Below are 20,229 nucleotides of genomic sequence, written 5' to 3'. Positions count from 1 at the left end.
TTCTCCCTTAAATTCAAGAATTCTTGAATCATAAGTTCTGTATTGATATATGCCCTGCCGGTTCTACAAGTTCTACACAATCATTGGCACAACCTTGACCACCCTAAGACTTTTTGGACCCTCCACAACCTCGAAATAAACGGGCTGATATAGAGAAAGGGATCGAATCCCCATCCCCTGCAAGGATGAGAAGGTGTGAAAAAATTAAAAGGGACCTCTAATTATACTCTCTTAAGGCCTGCGTTTAGTAAATCTTTGGCTTCGGAGAGAAAAATACTTAAAAAGATATCTGATTTGTATTAATATAATTCAGTATGAAGAGGTTGGGAGCAGAGAAAGCAAGGTTACTGAGGGAGATCCAATACTGTTCCGAAATGCTTCAGGGGAGCCTGGTGGTTTTATATCGCAAATGCGGGAAGAAAGGGTGTCGATGTGAGCGGGGGGAGAAGCATGGACCCGCCTATTATCTCTCTTACAAAGAAGGGGGAGTGACACAGATGGTTTATATTCCTGTTTCCCGATTGGGAGAGGTCAAGAAGGCGATGGAGGCTTTTTCAAGGTATTGGGAGCTTGGAGTGAAGCTATCCCGGTTAAATCTGGAGCACATGGGGCTGAGAAAGAGGGGGGTGGCATGAGAGAGGATAACGCTTCGGAGTTGAAGGCTGGGGAGGTGGAGAAGGAGAAGACCCGAAGGGTGCGCCTGAAGCCGATTAACCGTGAGCAGATGGTGCTGCGGCCGGTGGACGTAGAGGCCCTGGTGCCGGAGGATCATGAGGTGCGTGCCATTTGGGAATTCGTGGGGCGCCTTGATCTGAGTCGATACTATGAGGATATTGAGGTGATCGAGGGGGAAGCCGGTCGTCCAGCCCTCGATCCTCGGTTAATGATCAGTTTATGGATCTATGCTTACAGTAAGGGTATCGGTTCAGCGCGAGAAGTCTCACGGTTGTGCGAATACGATCCGGCCTATCAATGGTTAACGGGGATGGAGCCGATTAATTATCACACGTTGTCAGATTTTAGGGTGGTTCATAAAGAAGCTTTGGACGATTTGTTCACGGAGGTTTTGGGGTTGTTAAGTGCAGAAGGATTAATCAGTTTAGAGCGGGTGATGCATGATGGGACGAAGGTCAAGGCCTGTGCCGGTGCCGATACCTTTCGACGGGAGGAGCGAGTTAGGAGGCATTTAGAGGCAGCGCGTCAGCAGGTGGAGCAGATTGGAGATCCTCGGTTGGCTGAGGAGGTGAGCCCACGGGTGGCCAAGGCGCGCCAGCGAGGGGCACGGGAGAAGCAGCAGCGACTGGAGAAGGCCTTGGAAGAACTGGAAAAGATCCGGGCTTGCAAGTCGAGTCAGGAAGAGAAGCAAGAGGCGCGCGTGAGCATGACCGATCCACAGGCACGGATCATGAAACAATCGGATGGGGGTTATGCGCCCAGTTACAATGTGCAGATCTCAACGGATGCGAAAGAAAAGATGATCGTGGGAATGGGAGTGAGCCAATCGGGGAGCGATTATGGGGAGTTGGTCCCAGCGGTAGATCGGGTGGAGGCGAACGTAGGGCAGGAGCCCGAACAGGTCGTGGTGGATGGAGGTTTTACCAGCAGGGACAATATCTTAGCAATGAGCGAAAGGGAAGTGGATTTGATCGGATCGATGGGAACGGGGACTTCGCAGTCAGCGGGGCAGTTGAAACGACGAGGCGTAGATCAGGGCTTTTATCCCGAGGCATTTCATTATGATGCGCTGAGAGACACCTATACCTGTCCGGCAGGAAAGATTCTAAGAGCTAATGGGGAAGAGAAACGGCCAGGACGAACGAACTATAAATATCGAGCCTGTGCTATGGATTGTCAGGCATGTTCCTTCCTAATGCCTGGATCAAGGATAAGATTGGATTACGGCAATTTCGACTGCGGGGTTTAGTGAAGGTAGGCATGGAGGCACTGTGGGCCTGCCTGACTTACAACATCAAACAGTGGATCCGTTTGCGCTGGAGGCCCCAATGGGCATAGTTAATGGACCAAGGGAAAAAGAAAGGGTTACACTCTCACAGCCAACCCGAGAAATTCGGGTTACATCTCTTTCTATTTGTCATTTTTATCGAGGGCAACATGTTTCTCTTATGATTCAGCCATTGCCTGAACGATTTTAACTTTTATCAGAAACGTTACAGTCATAATCAAATTTTTTCACACCTTCTGAGGCATTACGGAACCGATGTCGTGCGGAGTGATCGCGGCTCACGTTCAAGATAAAAGACGATCGCCCGTCGAAGGATTTCCTCCAGCTCGGATGACTGTTGCGCGGTGAGTGCAACTCGTGGGAGTGACCGTATCGGCCTGGCCTTCAGGTAGCGCATGGTGGAGAGCGTCCCCTGTGAGATGGGCATGGCGCCGGGGTGCCTCCCGCGACAGTCGTCGCAAACCATCCCCCCCGCACGCGCCGAGAAAAAGCGCGGCCGCCTCTCTTTTTTCCGGCAGCAGACACACACACTCACCTGGAGGGAGTAGCCGAGGAGAGAGAGGAGGTGGAGCTCGAAATACCGCTCCAACAAGGAAGGGTCGGGGAGAGAGGCGAGGTGGCTGAACGCTCCTTTGAGGAGATCGAAAACGGTTCGCGCGCTCGATGCGAGGCCGGTGCCCATCCCCACCAGCTCGGCAAAATAGCAGGCGGCCATAAAGGCGGAAAAATCAGCCCTCAAATGGAGGAGAGGGTCGATCACGTCGCACTCGCTGAGAATATTGATACCCCTGCGAAGATTTTCATAATAGGTGAGGCTGCAGAGAGAGAAGAGTTCGAGGTGGCCGAGAAAGCGGCTCGTGCTCCGGCGCGCGCCCTTCGCAAGGAGATCGAGCTTCCCGGCTACGTCGCTAAACACCGTGAGGATGAGGCTCGACTCGGTCACCTCGCGGCGGTGGAGGATGATTCCCTGAACGGTGCGGATCATACTTTAAATCCCAAATCCAAAATCCAAAATCCCAAACAAAGGCGAGTGTACACTTATTATGCAGGCAGGGAACTCCGATCCCGGGGCCGCAAAAATTATAAGAGGCATGTTCACGTAAGGAAATTCGATTGTATTCGTCCCCCATTAATTACGAGAGTAATCCCAGATGGAACTATCCACCGGTATACACCCATTATTGGGATTTGGGGTTTGGGATTTGGGATTTACCCTTGCGGATCTCCAGCCTGGCCACTCCCCTCTTTGTGGCTTCCAGCACCTTGAACGAGTGCCCTCCCCAGCTGATCACCTCTCCCGCCACCGGCACCCCGCCGCACACCGAGTAGAGGAATCCGGCGAGCGTATCGTATTCCGCCCTTTCCGGGATCGCGAGGCCGAGCTCACGTCGGGCATCGTTCACGGAGAGGCGGGCATCCACCCGATACATTCCCTCGCCGATCTTCTCACAGGGAGTGTCCCCCGCGGAATCATGCTCATCCCGTATTTCCCCCACAATCTCCTCAAGGATATTCTCCATCGTCACCATGCCGATCGTGCTCCCGTACTCATCCACGACGATCGCCATATGGACCCTCTTGTTGCGCATCTCCGAAAAAAGGCTCCCGAGCCTGCTTGCCCCGGGGACAAAGAGCGGCTCCCGCGCGAGCTCCCCGACCCTGCGTGTTTCTATCCCCACCTCACCCCACCGGCTCAATAGATCCTTCGCGTAGAGGATCCCCACCACACTGTCGGGGCTCCCTCTGAAGATAGGGATGCGCGAAAGGCGCTCAGCCCTGATCAGATCGAGGGCGCGCGCCACAGTCTCATTCTCCGAGAGGCACAGGATGGACACCCGCGGTGTCATGATCTCACTCGCCTCCAGCTCGCCGAAGCCGAAGATGCGCCTGACCATCTTCTTCTCCTCACCGGAGAGCCTGCCCGATTTCTCAAGTCCCCCTACGCATTGCTCGATCTCGCTCCTCAGGTGGAGCGGCTTAAAACTGAGCGTGGCGATGCCGAATGGTTTCATAATAACATTCAAAATCGCATAGCACCCCACCGCCAAAGGAGTGAGGATAAACCCGAGAATCCTGATCAGCGGGAGGAGGCTCAAGCCTATCTTCTCCCCCGCGAGCTGCGCCCAGGCTGAGGGGAGCAGGCTCCCAGGGAAGGCGACGAGGATAGTGGTCACCAGGAGCGCGATAATAAAGGCGTACAGCGGCAGGGGCTTCCCTTCGATGAGCGTCGCCAGGACGAGCGCGAGGGCGACGCAGGAAATCCGGCTCGCCACCCGGCATGCCCAGGTGATCTGCTGGGAATGCGTGACCCAGTACTCCACACCCGCCGCGTTCCTCCCGCCGCCTTCCCGCAACCGCCACAGGCGCTCGAGAGGAATCGCGTTCAGTGCGACGCTGCTGAGTGTGCAGAAGAAGACTATGGAAAGAAATATGACGATGAGAAGCCAGATGAGCATCGCGGTGTATCCCCGCTCACGTACATTACAGACGCCTTCGAGACGACTCACCACGGATCACGTGCCGACCGTAAACTCCGCGTTATCCCCCCGTCCATTACCTAGCACCCCGCAGTTGCATACCGATACAGGTGATAGAGTGTGAGCGTGATCAGGAAACCGAGCAGCGCACCCGTGATCACCTCAGGGAACGTGTGGATCCCCGCCGCGATCCTGCCCTGCACCACCATGAGCGCGAGAAAATATGACAACAGGATCACCGGGAACGAGGCGGGGACGAGGAGCGAAACGATTGTAGCCGCCGCAAACGCGACCGCGCTGTGCACGCTCGGCATCCCCCCGCTCATCGGGGTGCCACGGCCAACGACGATCTTCATGAGCACCGTGACGACGATCACGATAAGGAGGACGAGGAAACTCACATAGGCGGGAAGGCCCTTGATGAAATCGGCCCCTGTGATCGCCCGCCGCTCAAGCTGCCTCATGAACACGAGGTAGCCGATGACGATCGAATTGATCGAGGAGAGCATCACCGCCCCCGCTCCGATGTCCTTCACGATCCTTGCGAGCGGATGGTAGGTTTCACTGATCAGATCGATGGTGAGTTCCGCCGCGGTATTGACCATCTCGGCGAAGAGCACGAAAAAAATGGCGATGCAGATCAGCAGGAAGTCCACGCGGGGGATGCTGAAGACGAGCGCTGCGACGATCACCCCCGCGCCGGCGACAAGGTGAATGCGCATGTTGCGCTGCGTCCTGAGCACGTAGGTAATGCCCTCTATGGCGCACGTGAAGCTCTCGACTAACTTATGACGTTCCATGATCTCCTCTTCAATGCCTGACGGATGAGCGCCTCCTGCCGCCGCTCCATTCTCACCCGCCCCCGAGCGGTGCGGTCATCAAAACCGCACAGGTGGAGAATGCCATGGGTGAGGTACAGCAGTATCTCGGCATTGGCCGTGGTCCGGAGCCGCCGGGCGCACCGGCGCGCGCGGTCAACCGAGATAACCACGTCGCCCAGCGCACCGGCGCGCAGGGCCTCGGCCCGCCGACTGCTCAGGGGAAACGCCAGGACGTCGGTCGTTCGATCCACGCCCCTGTATTCCCGGTTCAGCCGCCGCACGGCGCGGTTTCCCGCAAAGAGGACGCTCAGTTCCGCGCCCCTCGCGCAGCGCAACCGCCCCATGATGAATCGCGCGAAGCGGGAGGCCTCCGCTGAATCAATCCTTGTTTTTTTGAGCTGGCTCCTCACCAGAACGCTCATTTCGCAGCTCCCGCCCCTCAGCATCGTCGCCTCTCTCGGGATACTTGATGCGTGCGTGAAAGGTGCTGTTGAGCATGTGCTCAAATCTCTTCGCGATGAGCCGCAGCTCGTTGAACGTGAGATCGCACTCGTCGAGTTGTCCGTCGATGATGCGCTGGTTGATGATCTCCTGCACAAGATTTTTGATGCGCGACGGCGTCGGCCGGCCCAGGCTGCGCGAGGCGGCTTCCACGGCATCCGCGATGAGGAGGATCGCGGTTTCCTTGCTCTGTGGTTTGGGCCCCTCGTAGCGGAAGTCCTCCTGTGCAACCTCTTCCCCCTCTGCCTTGGTCTCTTCGGCGCGTCGGTAGAAGAAATAGACCAGACTGTCCCCATGGTGCTGCCGTATGGCATCAATGATCTTGCGGTTGAGTTTATATGTGATGGCCATATCGACCCCATCCCTCACGTGTGAGAGTATGACCAGGCTGCTCATGCGAGGGTTGAGCTCGATGTGCATGTTCTTGCCGTACAGCTCGTTTTCCGTAAAATATTCCGGTTTTCTCATTTTCCCAATATCGTGGAAGTAGGCACAGACCCTCACCTGGAGCGGATTCGCCCCCACTGCCTCGGCAGCCGCCTCAGCGAGGTTCCCCACCATGATGCTGTGGTGGTAGGTGCCAGGCGCCTCGATAAACATCATCTTGAGCAGCGGGTGGTTGAGGTCGGAGAGTTCGAGGAGCCGGATATCCGTGACCACGTTGAACGCATGTTCGAAGAGCGGCAGGAAACTCGCCGCGATAAAAGATGCGAGCATGCCCGAGAGAAACCCTCCTGCCGCGCGGTATCCCACCGTGGCGGAGATAATGTTCAGGTTGCCGATGGCGCCGAGGGCGCTGATGGTAATGATGTTCGCCAGGGCAATCGTGGCGCCCCCATTGACGAGCTGGCTGCGGCGCCGAACGCCGACGCTGGCGTACACCGCCACAATCCCCGCCACGATGCCAACGATCGTGTACGGGAGGCTGAAGCCTTTTATGATGCCGACAAGTATGCCGATGAGCATCGCGAAAAAAAGGGCGAGGGAGCGGTTGAGCAGGAAGGTCATCAGGATCGCCGCGGCGGGGACAGAAACCGCCACGAGGTAGTAAAAGATATTGTTCCAGCTCGATTGAATTGTCCCGAACGGAATCAGTGATATGCCGCGGGAGAGCAGGAGCGCGCCCAGCACAATGAGCTCCAGCATGAAGAGGGCTGAGTTGCTCTGGTAAATCTGATCCTGGTAGTATCTGAGGTACCGCCGCGACACGATGAGAAACATCACCATGAGGAGCGTCAGGCCGAGGGTATAGTAGAGGCGCTCCCTCATTCTCTGCGCGACGGGCTCAACCTGCTCGCGCCGCGCGAGATACGCCGAATATATATCCATCTGCTGCGGCGTCACCTCATACCCCTTCTCGATGATCTTTCTCCCCGGCTGCACCAGAGTGATGACGGGCTTTATCCGGGCTGCAACCATGTCTTTCACGCGCTGGGTGAGCACTTCATCGTAATCGATGCTCCACTCGCACGCGAGGGTGAGCGCATTCCCCGCCGCCTCTCTCATCCGTCGGTCCCGCGGAAACACGCCCACCGCCCACTTTTCGATTTCCTCTCGCGCGGCCCTGAGCAGCGCACTCCGCTGGCGCTCACCGTCCTGAGAGCCTTCCGTCCACTCGCCCCCGCGCGCGACATCGCGAATGACCTGTGCATCATGGCCGCCCAGCACTATGAGAGAAGATCCCATCTGGGCCGCGAGCCTCGCGGGATCAGGCGCCTGCTTGAGCGACTCCAAATCACGGGCTTTCAGAGGGGACGCGTGTCCATATTCACCCTTGCCGCTCTTTTCAACCGTGGGTCTCTTCGCCCGTTCAACCGCTTGCTCCTCAGTCGCCGCCCCGAGCGTATCTCTGAACTGGCGCGCGCACTCCTTGAGTTTCTCCGTAGAAAAACCGTACTGAGGGGGCACCTTCTGGGAGGCTTCCATCCTCAACCTTCCCGTCGCCTCCCCATCCCCATACGAGAAACCAATATCAGCGAACACGTCACGTGGGGCCGGCTGACCAACGTACAGATCGAGCGCCTCACGGTGCGATTCCCTCCCCAGGAGAACAATCGCCACAACCCCGGCACAGCTGCTGACTGCGATGAGCCCCTTGACGAAATGACTCCCCTCCAGGACGCCATGCATCCCCCCCCGGGGATGTTCTTTCCTGAGCTTTTTCCCGGTGAGCCCCTGTTTTCGAAGACTGTATCGAGTCAAGAATCTCATCGCCGTATTCACCCGCTCCATGATTGGCCGCGCCTCACGGCCGCCCTCACCCACTCCTGGGGATTCTCTCGTACGCCCTGATGATCTCCTGCACGAGCTCATGGCGCACGACATCCCGCTCGGTGAAATACACAAACCTGATACCCGTGATCTCCTCCAGCACGGACTGCACCTGCACGAGGCCGGACTGCCGGTGCCCGGGAAGATCGACCTGGGTGATATCACCGGTGATCACCGTTTTTGAATCGAACCCAAGCCGCGTGAGAAACATCTTCATCTGCTCGCTCGTGCTGTTCTGCGCTTCGTCGAGGATGATGAACGAGTCGTTGAGCGTCCTGCCCCTCATGTAGGCGAGCGGCGCAACCTCGATAATCCCCCGTTCGATGTGCCGCTGCACCTGGCTCACCTCCATCATGTCGTAGAGCGCGTCGTAGAGCGGCCTGAGGTAGGGGGTGATCTTCTCGTAGAGGTCTCCCGGCAGGAATCCCAGCGACTCGCCCGCCTCCACCGCGGGCCGCGTGAGGACGATCCGGCCCACCCGCTCTTCGAGCAGCGCCTCGACCGCCATCGCCATGGCGAGATAGGTCTTTCCCGTGCCGGCGGGGCCTATGCCAAACACGATATCGTACTTCCTTATCGCGTCCACGTACACTTTCTGCCCCTCGGTCTTGGGCGTCACGAACATCTTCTTCGAGGAGACCCTGATGCGCTCCGCCAGAAAGGACTGCATCTCCCTCTCTCTGTGCTGCACGATGGCCCTCACCGCGTACTTGAGCTCGTGGCCGCGTATCATCCGTCCATCGCGCACCACCGCGGCCAGCTCGCCGAAGAGCGTCCTGCTCTTTTCCAGGCCCGGCTCATCCCCTGTTATCTTGATAAAGTTGGCGCGGGGGACGATGGTCACGCCGAAGGCCTTTTCGATGATCCTCAGGTTCTCCTCGGAGTTGCCATAGAGGGCGCTCACCTGATGCGGGGTATCGAAATCCAAACGTACTTCTGCCATCGTCACCCCTTATCCCGTATCTCTCATCCCTTGTCCCTGCATTATTGCCCGACGCGGATCTGGAGTTCCCTGAGCTGCTCGGGGCTGACCGGTGAGGGAGAGCCGGTCATGAGGCACGATGCCTTCTGCGTCTTGGGGAAACCGATCACGTCCCTGATGGTCTCCCTCCCCGCCATGATCATCACGAGCCTGTCGAGGCCGATGGCGAATCCGGCGTGGGGCGGAGCGCCATAGCGGAACGCTTCGAGGAAAAATCCGAAACGTTCCTCGATGACCCGTTCGTCCAGCGTGAGGAGCTCAAAGATCTTATGCTGGAGCTTTTCCTCATGGATCCTCACGCTCCCGCTGCCTATCTCACAGCCGTTCAACACCAGGTCGTACGAGGCGGAGCGAGCCTTGAGCGGCTCATCGTCCAGGAGGGGGATGTCTTCGCGCTTCGGCGAGGTGAAGGGATGATGCTCGCTCTCCAGCCTCTTCTCCTCCTCATTGTACGTGAAGAGTGGAAAATCAACGACCCATGCGAACCGGAATGCCGTGCGCTCGATGAGGCCGCGCTCCCGCCCCAGCCGGTTCCTGAGGGCGGAGAGCGGCGCGTACACCGCGGGGAGGGTGTCCGCGACGAGGAGGATGAGGCCGCCCGCCGGGGAACCACCGAGCTCCTCGCGGAGGCGGAGCACCTGCTCCTCCTGAAAGAATTTTACCAGGGGTGATTCAAGTCTGTCCGCCATCACCTTGAACCACGCGAGCCCCTTTGCGCCATGCCCCGCCGCGAAGGTCGTGAGCTCGTCGAGCGCTGATCTCGAGCAGGAAGCGCCTCCGGGCACCATGATGCCCTTCACCCGTCCCCCCTGAGCGAGGACTGATTCGAACGCGTTGAAGCGGGACCCGCGCACAATCTCCGTCACATCCCTGAGTTCCATCCCGAAGCGGAGGTCCGGCTTATCGGTCCCGAAACGAGCCAGTGCGTCCGCGTGCGCCACGCGCGCGAAGGGAACAGGAATCTCCAGCCCCAGCGCAATTTTGAAGAGGCGCGCCATGAGGCCCTCGACCACGGAGAAGATATCGTCTTCCCGCGCGAAGCTCATCTCCAGATCTATCTGCGTGAATTCGGGCTGGCGATCGGCCCTCAGGTCCTCGTCCCGGAAGCACTTGCATATCTGGAAGTACCGGTCCATCCCGGCGACCATCAGCAGCTGCTTCATGAGCTGGGGCGACTGCGGGAGGGCGAAGAACGAGCCGGGTTGCGTCCTGCTCGGGACGAGATAATCTCGCGCCCCTTCTGGTGTGCTCTTGGTGAGGATGGGGGTCTCAATCTCCAGGAACCCCTTCGAATCAAAGTAATTTCTCGTCTCGAGCATGACGCGGTGCCGGAGTTTGAGCGCGTGCTGAAGCTCGGGGCGCCGCAGATCGAGGTAACGGTACTTGAGCCGCAATTCCTCGCTCACCTCCTCCTCGCTCTCGATGCTGAAGGGAGGCGTCTGGGCCCGGGCGAGCAGGAGGAGTTCATTCGCGAGCACCTCCACCTCGCCGGTGGCGAGCCTGGTGTTCTCGGTGCCGGGAGGGCGGCGGCGGACCGCGCCAGCGATCGCGATGACGCACTCGCTCCTCAACTCCTCGGCTCTCGCGTGCGGATCAGACGCGATCTCCGGATTGAAGACGACCTGTGTGATCCCCTCTCTGTCGCGAAGATCAATGAAAACGAGGCCGCCATGATCCCTGCGGCGGTGGACCCACCCGCAGAGCCTCACCCGTGATCCGACGTGCGTGCCCCTCAGCTCACCGCAATGGTGTGTCCGTGCGTAGTTTTCCATGTTGCCTTTTACCGCCGTGTTATCGATACCCCTTCCACCTCGCGGGTGGGTAATGTCAAAAGTTTCTTTAAAGCAACCACAGATTTCTCAGATTATTTACGCCTTTTCTGAGTAAATCAGTGGTGATTTATCTGTGGTAACATGCGTATAATTAAGCCGTTGTATGGAAACTCTTTCCCTTCTCCATTTACCACAGATTTATTCACCACAGATTGACGCAGACTCCTTCCCCCTAAAAAATATTTACAAGTATCTGTGCAATCTGTGGTTGCATTTAGTTCTTTCATGAAACTTTTGACACTACCCGCGGATGGGCATGGAGGTCTTAGCCGCCTGCCAGCTGCCTGATCGCTTCCGCCGCGCTGTCCAGCGCGACCTCGCGCTCTTCTCCCGTCTTCATGTTTCTGAGCTTTGCCTTTCCCCGCGCGCGCTCGTCTTTCCCGAGAAGGAGCACAAAGGGAATCCCCAGCCGGTCCGCGCGCCGGAGCTGCGACTTGAGGCTGCTCATGCCGTAGTCCATCTCAGCCGCCACACCCCCCATCCGCAGCGACCGCAGGAGCTTCCTGCCGGCGTCCATCCCCTCTTTCTCCCACACGACGAGGTACACGCTGAGCGCGCCTTCATCGGGGATCGCCACCCCGCGATCTTCCATTACCATGAGTATCCGCTCCAGGCCTGTGCCGAAGCCAATTGCCGGTGTGGGCGGGCCGCCGAGTGATTCGATGAGATCATCATAGCGCCCCCCGCCGCCGACGGCGTTCTGCGCTCCAAGGTTTTCAGAAACTATTTCAAACGCCGTGCGCGTGTAGTAGTCGAGCCCTCGAACAAGCTCCGGCTTCACCTGATAATCTATTCCTGATTCCTTCAGAAGATCACGGAATGTACGGAAGTGATCGCGGCATGCGTCGCAAAGGTTATCACACACCTTGGGTGCTTGACGAATAGCTGCCGAACACACAGGCTCCTTGCAATCAAATACCCTCAAAGGGTTTACTTCAGCACGCCTGCGACAGTCGGCACACAACTCTCTCAGCTTCGTCCCGAGGTAGCTTTTCAGCAAAGCATTGTAGCCGGGCCGGCATTTTCTACAGCCCACACTATTAATAATTGCCTTTAATCCAGCAAGCCCCAGCTTTTGATAAAGGTGCATCATCATTTCAACAACCTCAGCGTCCAGCGCCGGCTCTGCACTCCCGATCGCCTCGACGCCAAACTGGTGGTGTTGGCGATAACGTCCGGACTGAGGCTTCTCGTAGCGGAATATCGGTCCCATGTAGTAGAGCTTGATAAACTTTTCTTTCTGATTGAGAGAGTGTTCCAGATATGCCCTGATCACGTTTGGCGTCATCTCCGGGCGAAGAGTGAGGCTGCGGCCTGCCCGATCTTTGAATGTGTACATCTGTTTGCTCACAATGTCTGTCGATTCCCCCTCGCTTTTGACGAAAAGATCGGTGCTCTCAAAAATCGGTGTTCTAATTTCCCTGTAATTATAGAGCGCGGCGACGCGTCTAATGACGTCTTCGACGAAATGCCATCGTCTCGCCTGATCGGGGAGGATGTCGGCTGTTCCCCGTGGTCGCTGTATTTTCATAATACCCTCGGCAAACCCCAAACGAATGCCCGGATTAAGCACTAAGGATTAAGTAGCAAGCCTCCATTGGTCATCAGTTATTACGGGGAGCATAAAATATTTGACATGTCATTGCGAGGAACGCAGTGACGAAGCAATCTCAACTCATTGGGCACCAAGAGATTGCTTCTCCCGCCAAGGCGGGATCGCAATGACCATGGCAGAAAGTGTAAAAAATAAAGTGCTCCCATTAATAATGCTTAATCCTTAGCGCTTAATCCTTAATCCTGTCTCTATAAAGGTAGGCCCCAACCCGTGGCGGGTCAGGGCCTTCGCGTATCCATCTCACACTTATTATTCCCATGAATCAGGGACACTATTCGCCGCGATCCGGTCGCCCCGTTTATAAAGGCCTCTCTACCTTAGCCCTCATAATTCTCCCCGGCTTAAAATCGGGGACCCGCTTTGCAGGGATGCGGACTTCCTGCTCCGGTTTATTTGGATTTCGCCCCAAACGGGCTTTCCTCGTGCGCACTTTGAACACACCGAAATTTCTGAGTTCAACGCTCTTGCCTGAAGCCAGGCTCTCGATGATATAATCGAGCATCTTCTGAATGGCCTCCTTGACCGCCTGCTGCGGCAATTTCGTTTCACTCGCGATTCTAATCGCCAGCTCTCGCTTTGTCATTGTGTCCCCTCCTTACGTAACAGACTTGAGCCGCATCGCCTCTCCGCCCAGCGGGCAACCGCATGTATACGCACCAGGGGGTGCAGCGCAGATTCTGTTTCCCGGATATGCCGCACCCTCTGAATATCCATGCGCTCCAAGTTTACAGCATAATCTTACTGAGCACAAGAAAGATAACTACAATCCCGACCGCAAGGTACAGCAGCCTGCAGGGCCAGGATCCTGCCACCCGCCGCACGAGGATGAGATTCCCGTTCACCCCCGCCAGGGCGCGCTGTCGGTTCTGCAACGCCCCCAGGAGGCCCTGCACACTCACCTCCACGCGCCCCCTCGCCTCTTCCAGCTTCTTCCACTGGATATCCGGGAGCAGGGCAACCGCACCCAATGAGTTCATGCGTCCGAGCATCTGAAGCAGCTCGTCCTGCTCGTCCAGCGCAACCTCAAGCTGGGCCATTATCGCCGTGTATCGCCTGGCGATCTCATCGCGCGCGACGATAAAGGCCTTCGCTGAATCTTCTCGCACGCCCCCACCCCCGCGTGTTTCCTCTACTCGCTCCATGAGGCTATCCCACATGCGGACGAGTCCGTTGATGCATTCGATCTCTTCTTCAAGGAGGGGATCAATCAATGATGCCTCCAGCACGCTCCACAGGGGGCGAGTGAATCGAGGGCGGCTCGTGTTAAAACCGCCTCCCGCAGTTCCAGTTCTGCACAATGCCCACTCTACCACGCCGCTTTTTCAGGGTCAATATGATTTTCCCTCGCCGCCGCGGATAGACGCGGATTGCACCATCATTGTACCTGCGTTCATCCGCGCAAATCCGCACCCGAAATGGCGGATAACATATCGAAACGTTCACCTGATAGGTGAAATGTAATCAGAAGTATTTCTCCCTGTAGGGGCTTGATTCATCAAGCCCGCCAAGCGGGTCGGATGAATCCCTGCCCGCCGGCAGGCAGGCGACCCCTACATTATCCGCCATTTCGGGCCGCAGCTCAATCTTGCATCATCTGCTACAATGTGGTCATCCCCCGCTTATCTGAGTAATTACCTCACCACAGATCTCCCTGCCCAGTGTAAGGTCTGCGTACCTTCTCGAGCTGCGGGAAGGCCGCGAGCAGGCTCGGGGGAACGGGAACCTGAGACCCCGATAGGCGTGCCTTGACCTGGAGCGCGTTACAGGCCGCCTGCCCCTTGAAGTGGTTATTCATGATGACGTAGATGGAGGAGACCTGCTCGCGGACGGCCTCAACCCGCGCGATCCATGATGCCAGCTCCTCTTCGGAGTAGAGATAGTTGTAGCGGGCGTCGCGCCCCGCGCCCTCGCGGAACCAGTCGTCGTAGTTCTGCCCGTGGAGTCGGAAATACCCCACGCGCGCGGTGCTCCGGGCGGACGGCTCCAGCGAACCGGAGAAGAGCGGCTGGTCAATATTGCAGAAGCCCACGCCGTGCTCGCTTAAAAAGTCGTAGAAGGGCGGCACGTTCCAGCTCGTGTGTCTCACCTCGAGCACGAGCGGCAGAGCCGAAAACTCCTGGAAGAGCCCGCGCAGGTAATCGCGGTTTTTCGCGGCATTCTTGAACGACCAGGGGAATTGCATCAGCACGCACCCCAACCTTCCCGCCTCGAGGATCGGCGCGACCGCCTCACGGAACAGCCCGGCGTCTCTCCCTGCGAGAGGGCCTCGCTCATGGGTGAATCCACGATAGAGCTTGAGCGTGAAACTGAAGCGGCCGTTCCTCTCGACCCTCCTCATCCAGCTCGCGCACACCCGGCGGTCGGGGATCCGGTAGAACGTGCTGTTGATTTCACAACAGTCGAAATACCGCGAAAGGTACTCGAGGGGATCAAAGCCCATCGGCTTCGAGAGCGGGTACACGATGCCCTTCCAGTCCTCGTAATCCCAACCCGCCGTTCCCACGCGAACTTCATCTTTTCCACTGCTTCTCATTTTGGATAATCCATAGTCGCTAGTCCATGGCCCTTTTACGTCTATGGACTATTGACCATGGACTATGGACGGTTTGTTAAAGATCAAGCGTCACAGGGAGCCTCCCGCGCGTGGGTAGCTCACCGAACATCACCCTGGCAAGGGCGCAGAGGGTGTGGCCGTCCGAGCCGTACGCGGCCAGCCTGGCAGCGCGGGGTGGGTACAGTTCGGCATCATAGGGATTCCTGAGCGCGACAAACACCGTCGGTTTCCCCGCCGCTGCAACCTCTCGCACCAGGCGCGCCTGCTCGCCATAGAGGTGCGCATTACAGGTGCCCATCACCACCGCGCGCGCGCCGCGGAGCGCCTCGCGTATCCGGTCAAAATTGCCTCGCGAGGGAACGATCTCAAAAGGCACCGTCTCGGTCATCGGGTGGCGCGCCCCGATGAAACCGGCGAGCGTCCCTTCTGCGGCCGCGCCATCCTCGGCCGCGGTGAGGGGTCCAAGGACCGGTGAGAGGACGAGGAGTTTTTCTCCCGGCCCCATGCGGAGGGGGAGGACCTTTTCTCCATCGCTCACCAGCGTGATTGCCCGCTCAGCCGCCTCCCGCGCCAGATCTTCGCCGTTCTCCGGCGCTCCGTCGTGCGCCGCCGTGAGCCGCGCGAGGAGCCGCTCCTTGAACGCACGCAGCCGTTCCACGCTCCCCGTGATATTCTCCGGACGAAGCTTTCCGCTGTTGAGCGCTCCGGCGAGGGCGGCCATCGCGGCCGCCTGCGCGTCGCCAGAATGGCACACCAGCAATAGATCCGCACCCGCACCGCAGGCCTTCACCGCTGCATCTCCCGCGGACCGGCTCGCGCCCACCGCCCCCATCTCCAGGTCATCCGTGATCGCGAGCCCCCTGAACCGGAGCTCTCCTCTCAGGAGCCCCCGGACTACCGCCCCGGACAAACTCGCGGGGTCCGCAGAGAGCGCGGGGTACCTGGCGTGCCCTATCATGATACCCGACACCCCCGCATCCACCGCGCGCGCGAAGGGGATGAGATCCTCCCGCTCAAGCTCCTCAGCGCTCCTGGTGATCACAGGCGTTTCGGCGTGAGGATCCTGCTCGGCGGAACCGATCCCGGGGAAATGCTTGGCCACGGATGCCACGCCGGCCCTCTCCATCCCGCGGATCATCGCCGCACCAAATGCCGCTACCTGTTCGGGATTTTCGCCGAACGATCGCACGCCGATGGCGGGATTATTCTTACGCGTGTTAATGTCGAGGACGGGGGCGAAATTCATATTGACCCCGAGGCGCATGAGCTGGCATCCCATGGCGTAGCCGATCCTGCCCGCGAGGTCGACGTCGCCGGCTGCGGCGACCGCCATGGGCGATGGAAAATGCGTCGCCCCGTCAGCGATGCGATTCACGCTCCCGCCCTCCTGGTCCACCGCGATGATGAGCGGCAGCGGGCTCACCCGTTTTTGTATCGCCTGGAGCTCGCGGCAGAGGGACGCGAGCTGACGCGCACTTTTCACATTCCTTGAAAACAGGACCACGCCGCTGATCCGCCACTCGGCAATCATTTTCTCCACGGGCGCGGTGACGCTTCCCGCCTCAAAACCAAAGATGAATCGCTCGCCCTGCATTCTCATCATCGCACTCCGAACCACTGACTCCAATGCCTTCAGCGGTTGAATAACAACCACTGAAAACACTGAAGACACTGAATTATTACGGGGAACATAAAATATCTGACATGTCATTGCGAGGAACGCAGTGACGAAGCAATCTCAACTCATTGGGCAGCAGGAGATTGCTTCCCCCGCCAAGGCGGGATCGCAATGACCATGGCAGAAAGTGTAAAAAATAAAGTGCTCCCATTAATAATTTCGTTTCTTCTCGTTCCTCTTCAGTGAATTCAGCGCCCTCAGTGGTTGAATCAGCCATGCTTTTCCACATACTCCACAATCCCCTTGCCGATCGCCCGCCCGAGCTCGGCGAGGAACTTTTTCCGCACGAGCAGCTCCTCGTCCTTCGGGTGCGACAGGTAGCCGCACTCCACGAGCACCGCGAGGCAGCCCGGCGGCAGGATGACCGCATAGTTTCCCTGAGCGCTTCCATTGGATTTTATCCCTGTTTTCGAAATCTTCCTTACAATTCGCTCCGCGAGCAGCCTGGAGTGCCGGATGCCGTAGTAGGCCCGCGCCCCGCGCCGCTTCAGCGGGTCGCAGTGCCCCGGACATGAATCGTGGTGAATGCTCACGAAAATATCCGCCCGCTCCGCGCGGGCCCGCTCAATCCTTTCAGCAAGCGAGCGCGTTTCATCTGCGTTCCTTGTGAGGACGGCGCGCGCCCCCTCGCCCTTCAGATAATCCACGACCGCGCGGGCGACCGTGAGGTTCAACTCTTTTTCCTGAAGGCCGGTCGGACTCACCGCGCCAATCTGTGTTCCGCCGTGCCCCGGGTCAATGACAATCGCGAGCTTCCCTATCTTCCTCCCCGGAGATTCCCTGACATACAGCTCGATCCCCTCCTTCGTTCGCCGGCACCCGTATCCCCACTGCGCGCGGCCACCCATGTGCAGTGCTATCCGCACTGCGCCAAGCTCTGCTTCAGGAAATTCAACCGTCGTGACGGGCGGCACCCCCTTGAGATTGATCTTCTCTCGAGGTGGAGAGACACCGAAGAGTTCGAGCACCAGGAGATTTTTCCGCTCTGCCTGCGTCACCCTGTAGGGAGCCGCGCCACTCAAGGGCACAGAGAGCCTCGCACCGCCCTCACTTCGACATAGTGACGGCGCACCGACGGCTGCCGCGCTCCAGCCCCCCTCACCCTTCAGAAGCTTCACGCATTCCTTGGGCGTCCAATAGCGCTCACCCTTTGAGAGTTTCAGCCGGCAATATCCCCCCGCCTCGCCGCAGATATTGACCCGCGTGCCGGCGTCGAGCTCCCATGCCCTCTCCCCTCCCGGTTCTCCGCTCAAAACGGCGCCCCCCGCGCCCACCTCACCCTTCGTGAGTTCTTCGCGAGGGAGGATCGTGACGCGCCCGGGCGAAAACGCCGATGCCTCTTCGCCCCTCCCCGACACAAGCCTGAACCTCACCCTGGTCTTATCAATATGGTCGCCTGCCCTGATCCGGTAGGAAGCCCTGAAGATTCCACGGATGCCCCGGAGAAGTCCCTCATCAGCCGGCGAGATCTCTCTGAGAGGGGCACTCCGCACGAGCTCGCCGAGCGACCAGAACGCTTTCACACCGGGGCTCCCCTTGAGCTGTACGCGAAGTTCGTCTCCCGCGCACAGCGCCGTATCAACAGCCGGCTCATCCATCCTCCCGTCAATCGCGAGCGGTGAGACGGGGGAGCTCACCAGCGGGTCGCGGCATGTCACCGTGAGGCGCTCCCTCTTTTCCTCCCCGCCCTTCTTCGCGAGCACCTCGATCACGTTTTCTCCCTCACTGAGCGGGACGAGTCCCACAAAGGCGCCGGTCGGATACACCCTCACGGGATTCCCCTGAATAAAAACCCTGCACGGAGGGGCGCATGAACCGGCAATCCTCGTCCGCGGGAACCGCGTGACTGAATGAACGGGGGGGTAGGTGATCCGCAGGCCGGTGCGTTCCGTCCCCGGCGCAGCGGCGGCGGCCATCAATAAGATCACCGGCAGGCATATGGCTCTCAGGATTGTGTGTGCGTTCATCTCAATACAACCAACATTGAAGGCCGAAATATAAAACCACGGCGTAATATGATTAGCCACAGATGAACACGGATGAACACAGATTCAGAAGCACTAACATACTTTGTACTTTTCACTTTGGACATTATCCTTCGTGTTAATCTGTTGTTACCCGTGGTTATAAGTTAAGGAGAGTATACCCTCTCAACAAGTACCTCAAAAACCTAACGACAAGAGGCTATCTTTATGCAGTTATGTTGACATATATATATCTATATTGTATCAACCCTTGAATCTTAAGGCATCATAGATGGAGGAACGACAAAATGATTTTTGCATTCAAAACAAAAGTAAGATGGCCCAAATGTGTGAATCTTTTTAAACTGGAGAATAGATTTCTTCTCATCCTTGAAACAATTTGTACAAAGCCAGTGCAATGGTTCAGAGAGATCAGTTTGTTTTTTCTGCGTATACACAAAAGATCCAGGAATAACTTCTTTAAGCGTATATTTCTTCTTCTCTCTCGCCCATTCTTCTTTCTTCAAGGCTTTTTCTTTCCATTCGCGGCAAGATTCCAGCAGTTCTGCATTTTTCGCTTGTACAGAAAACAAATACTCCTGTATGGAAAAGATAGTATTTCTCAGCTCAATAGCTTTCTCTTGGACAGCGGCTTCTTTGCTCTTGTTGAGAAAGTATTGAACGATGCTTACAGCCTGCTGACAAGCGGCACCAGCGGCGGCAATAGTTTGGATGTCCATAATGATCCCTCCCGCGATTCAAATTATAACAAGTAATGGTGATAAGAGATGAGCGTCAAATTTGATAAACTTGGGGCATGGAATGGAGAGCAAAACTCAAGAATCTGTCGTTTGTTACCTATGCAGCGTTCTGCCTTCTATGCACAATCGGTTTGTATTGGATCATCCGGGCTTTTCTGTACGTTGATCCTCTTATATATGCATCCAGCAGCAGCCAGATGCTCTTGGTGATATTGGGGTTAGCTATGAAGGCCAATAAAAAACTATATAAGAATCATGGGAAGGCAATATCTACAATAATTATAGGGATCGGACTTACTGGATTTCTTGTCTCGATCATTTCCCCTGGACTTCAGCAAATAAGAATGGCGAATAGCGTTTGTTATCTTCATGTTATACCTAGTTCAGATCAGCCCTCAGCTAAATTGCATATTATCGTGTCACAGAGCGGTTATTATCCCCTAAGCGAGGTTAAGGCTTCGGTATATGACATGAAAAACCTTAAACCAGAAGATATCCCCACTGGAAGTGCGTTCATAGAATATTCATCGGACAAAGCTATCAGAAAATATGATATTGGAAATATGGGTGTAAATTTTACCACGGATATACTAGATACAGTGGAGTTTGCTTCAAGAGAACCCAGATTTTATGACATCCGATTTAAAGGATCAGGTAGAGAATGGCATGAGGCCCTAGTGTTAACTTTTGCAGAAAATAGATGGGCTCAGACAATAATAGTGAGGATATGTAGTGATAAAGGATTCAAGATCGTATGCAAATACTCAGATTATCCACCGCTATATAAATATCTTAAGGAAATGAGGTAAA

Annotated in this window: 17 protein-coding genes; 3 read left to right on the top strand and 14 right to left on the bottom strand. The window is 57.0% G+C overall.

Translation table 11 applies throughout. The annotated features are described in order from the left end of the window. Positions 1 to 314: 314 nt before the first annotated feature. Both NTX71_02020 and NTX71_02015 read left to right on the top strand, forming a co-directional pair. Positions 315 to 635, top strand: coding sequence for a hypothetical protein (locus NTX71_02020; protein MCX6338679.1), 321 nt, complete (start codon positions 315 to 317; stop codon positions 633 to 635). Next, positions 632 to 1,924: an IS1182 family transposase gene (locus NTX71_02015; protein ID MCX6338678.1), complete on the top strand. Its 1,293-nt coding sequence runs from the start codon at positions 632 to 634 to the stop codon at positions 1,922 to 1,924. The genes NTX71_02020 and NTX71_02015 overlap by 4 nt, the downstream gene beginning before the upstream one ends. A gap of 283 nt (positions 1,925 to 2,207) precedes the next feature. On the opposite strand, the gene recO is transcribed toward NTX71_02015, so the two are convergent. The 14 genes from recO to NTX71_01945 form a co-directional block, all read right to left on the bottom strand. Further along, on the bottom strand, positions 2,208 to 2,948 hold the full coding sequence (gene recO / locus NTX71_02010; GenBank protein MCX6338677.1) for a DNA repair protein RecO: 741 nt from the start codon (positions 2,946 to 2,948) through the stop codon (positions 2,208 to 2,210). Positions 2,949 to 3,141: 193 nt separating this feature from the next. Continuing rightward, positions 3,142 to 4,470: a hemolysin family protein gene (locus NTX71_02005; protein ID MCX6338676.1), complete on the bottom strand. Its 1,329-nt coding sequence runs from the start codon at positions 4,468 to 4,470 to the stop codon at positions 3,142 to 3,144. Positions 4,471 to 4,520: 50 nt separating this feature from the next. Continuing rightward, positions 4,521 to 5,240, bottom strand: coding sequence for a diacylglycerol kinase (locus NTX71_02000; GenBank protein ID MCX6338675.1), 720 nt, complete (start codon positions 5,238 to 5,240; stop codon positions 4,521 to 4,523). Next, entirely contained in the window at positions 5,222 to 5,683 is a 462-nt protein-coding gene (gene ybeY, locus NTX71_01995) for an rRNA maturation RNase YbeY (protein ID MCX6338674.1), read from the bottom strand. Before ybeY ends, NTX71_02000 begins: the two co-directional genes overlap by 19 nt. Continuing rightward, positions 5,640 to 7,994 (bottom strand): HDIG domain-containing protein, encoded by a 2,355-nt coding sequence (locus NTX71_01990; protein MCX6338673.1) that lies wholly within the window; start codon positions 7,992 to 7,994, stop codon positions 5,640 to 5,642. The genes ybeY and NTX71_01990 overlap by 44 nt, the downstream gene beginning before the upstream one ends. A 25-nt stretch (positions 7,995 to 8,019) precedes the next feature. Then, on the bottom strand, positions 8,020 to 8,976 hold the full coding sequence (locus tag NTX71_01985) for a PhoH family protein (protein MCX6338672.1): 957 nt from the start codon (positions 8,974 to 8,976) through the stop codon (positions 8,020 to 8,022). Positions 8,977 to 9,017: 41 nt separating this feature from the next. Next, entirely contained in the window at positions 9,018 to 10,787 is a 1,770-nt protein-coding gene (gene aspS / locus NTX71_01980) for an aspartate--tRNA ligase (GenBank protein ID MCX6338671.1), read from the bottom strand. 325 nt (positions 10,788 to 11,112) lie between these two features. Next, on the bottom strand, positions 11,113 to 12,378 hold the full coding sequence (hisS, locus tag NTX71_01975; protein MCX6338670.1) for a histidine--tRNA ligase: 1,266 nt from the start codon (positions 12,376 to 12,378) through the stop codon (positions 11,113 to 11,115). Between the two features lie 382 nt (positions 12,379 to 12,760). Beyond that, on the bottom strand, positions 12,761 to 13,045 hold the full coding sequence (locus tag NTX71_01970; GenBank protein ID MCX6338669.1) for an integration host factor subunit beta: 285 nt from the start codon (positions 13,043 to 13,045) through the stop codon (positions 12,761 to 12,763). Between the two features lie 142 nt (positions 13,046 to 13,187). Next, positions 13,188 to 13,673: a hypothetical protein gene (locus NTX71_01965; GenBank protein ID MCX6338668.1), complete on the bottom strand. Its 486-nt coding sequence runs from the start codon at positions 13,671 to 13,673 to the stop codon at positions 13,188 to 13,190. A 425-nt stretch (positions 13,674 to 14,098) separates the two neighbouring features. Next, entirely contained in the window at positions 14,099 to 14,995 is an 897-nt protein-coding gene (locus NTX71_01960) for a DUF72 domain-containing protein (protein ID MCX6338667.1), read from the bottom strand. Positions 14,996 to 15,071: 76 nt separating this feature from the next. Then, positions 15,072 to 16,616 carry a beta-N-acetylhexosaminidase gene (gene nagZ / locus NTX71_01955; GenBank protein ID MCX6338666.1) on the bottom strand — a complete coding sequence of 515 codons (1,545 nt, stop codon included), beginning with the start codon at positions 16,614 to 16,616 and terminating at the stop codon, positions 15,072 to 15,074. Positions 16,617 to 16,903: 287 nt separating this feature from the next. Further along, positions 16,904 to 18,661 (bottom strand): N-acetylmuramoyl-L-alanine amidase, encoded by a 1,758-nt coding sequence (locus NTX71_01950; protein MCX6338665.1) that lies wholly within the window; start codon positions 18,659 to 18,661, stop codon positions 16,904 to 16,906. Positions 18,662 to 18,936: 275 nt separating this feature from the next. Further along, the gene (locus NTX71_01945; GenBank protein ID MCX6338664.1) at positions 18,937 to 19,398 is read right to left on the bottom strand and encodes a hypothetical protein; all 462 of its coding nucleotides are present in this window, start codon (positions 19,396 to 19,398) and stop codon (positions 18,937 to 18,939) included. Between the two features lie 218 nt (positions 19,399 to 19,616). Between NTX71_01945 and NTX71_01940 the strand changes: the two genes are divergently transcribed. Next, positions 19,617 to 20,228, top strand: a complete 612-nt coding sequence (locus NTX71_01940; protein ID MCX6338663.1) for a hypothetical protein — start codon at positions 19,617 to 19,619, stop codon at positions 20,226 to 20,228. Position 20,229 lies beyond the last annotated feature (1 nt).

The sequence above is a fragment of the Candidatus Auribacterota bacterium genome (genome assembly GCA_026392035.1).
Classification (GTDB): domain Bacteria; phylum Auribacterota; class Tritonobacteria; order UBA1439; family UBA1439; genus JAPLCX01.
Note: the sequence above shows the minus strand (reverse complement) of the source record. Positions and strands in the feature narration are given on the sequence as shown.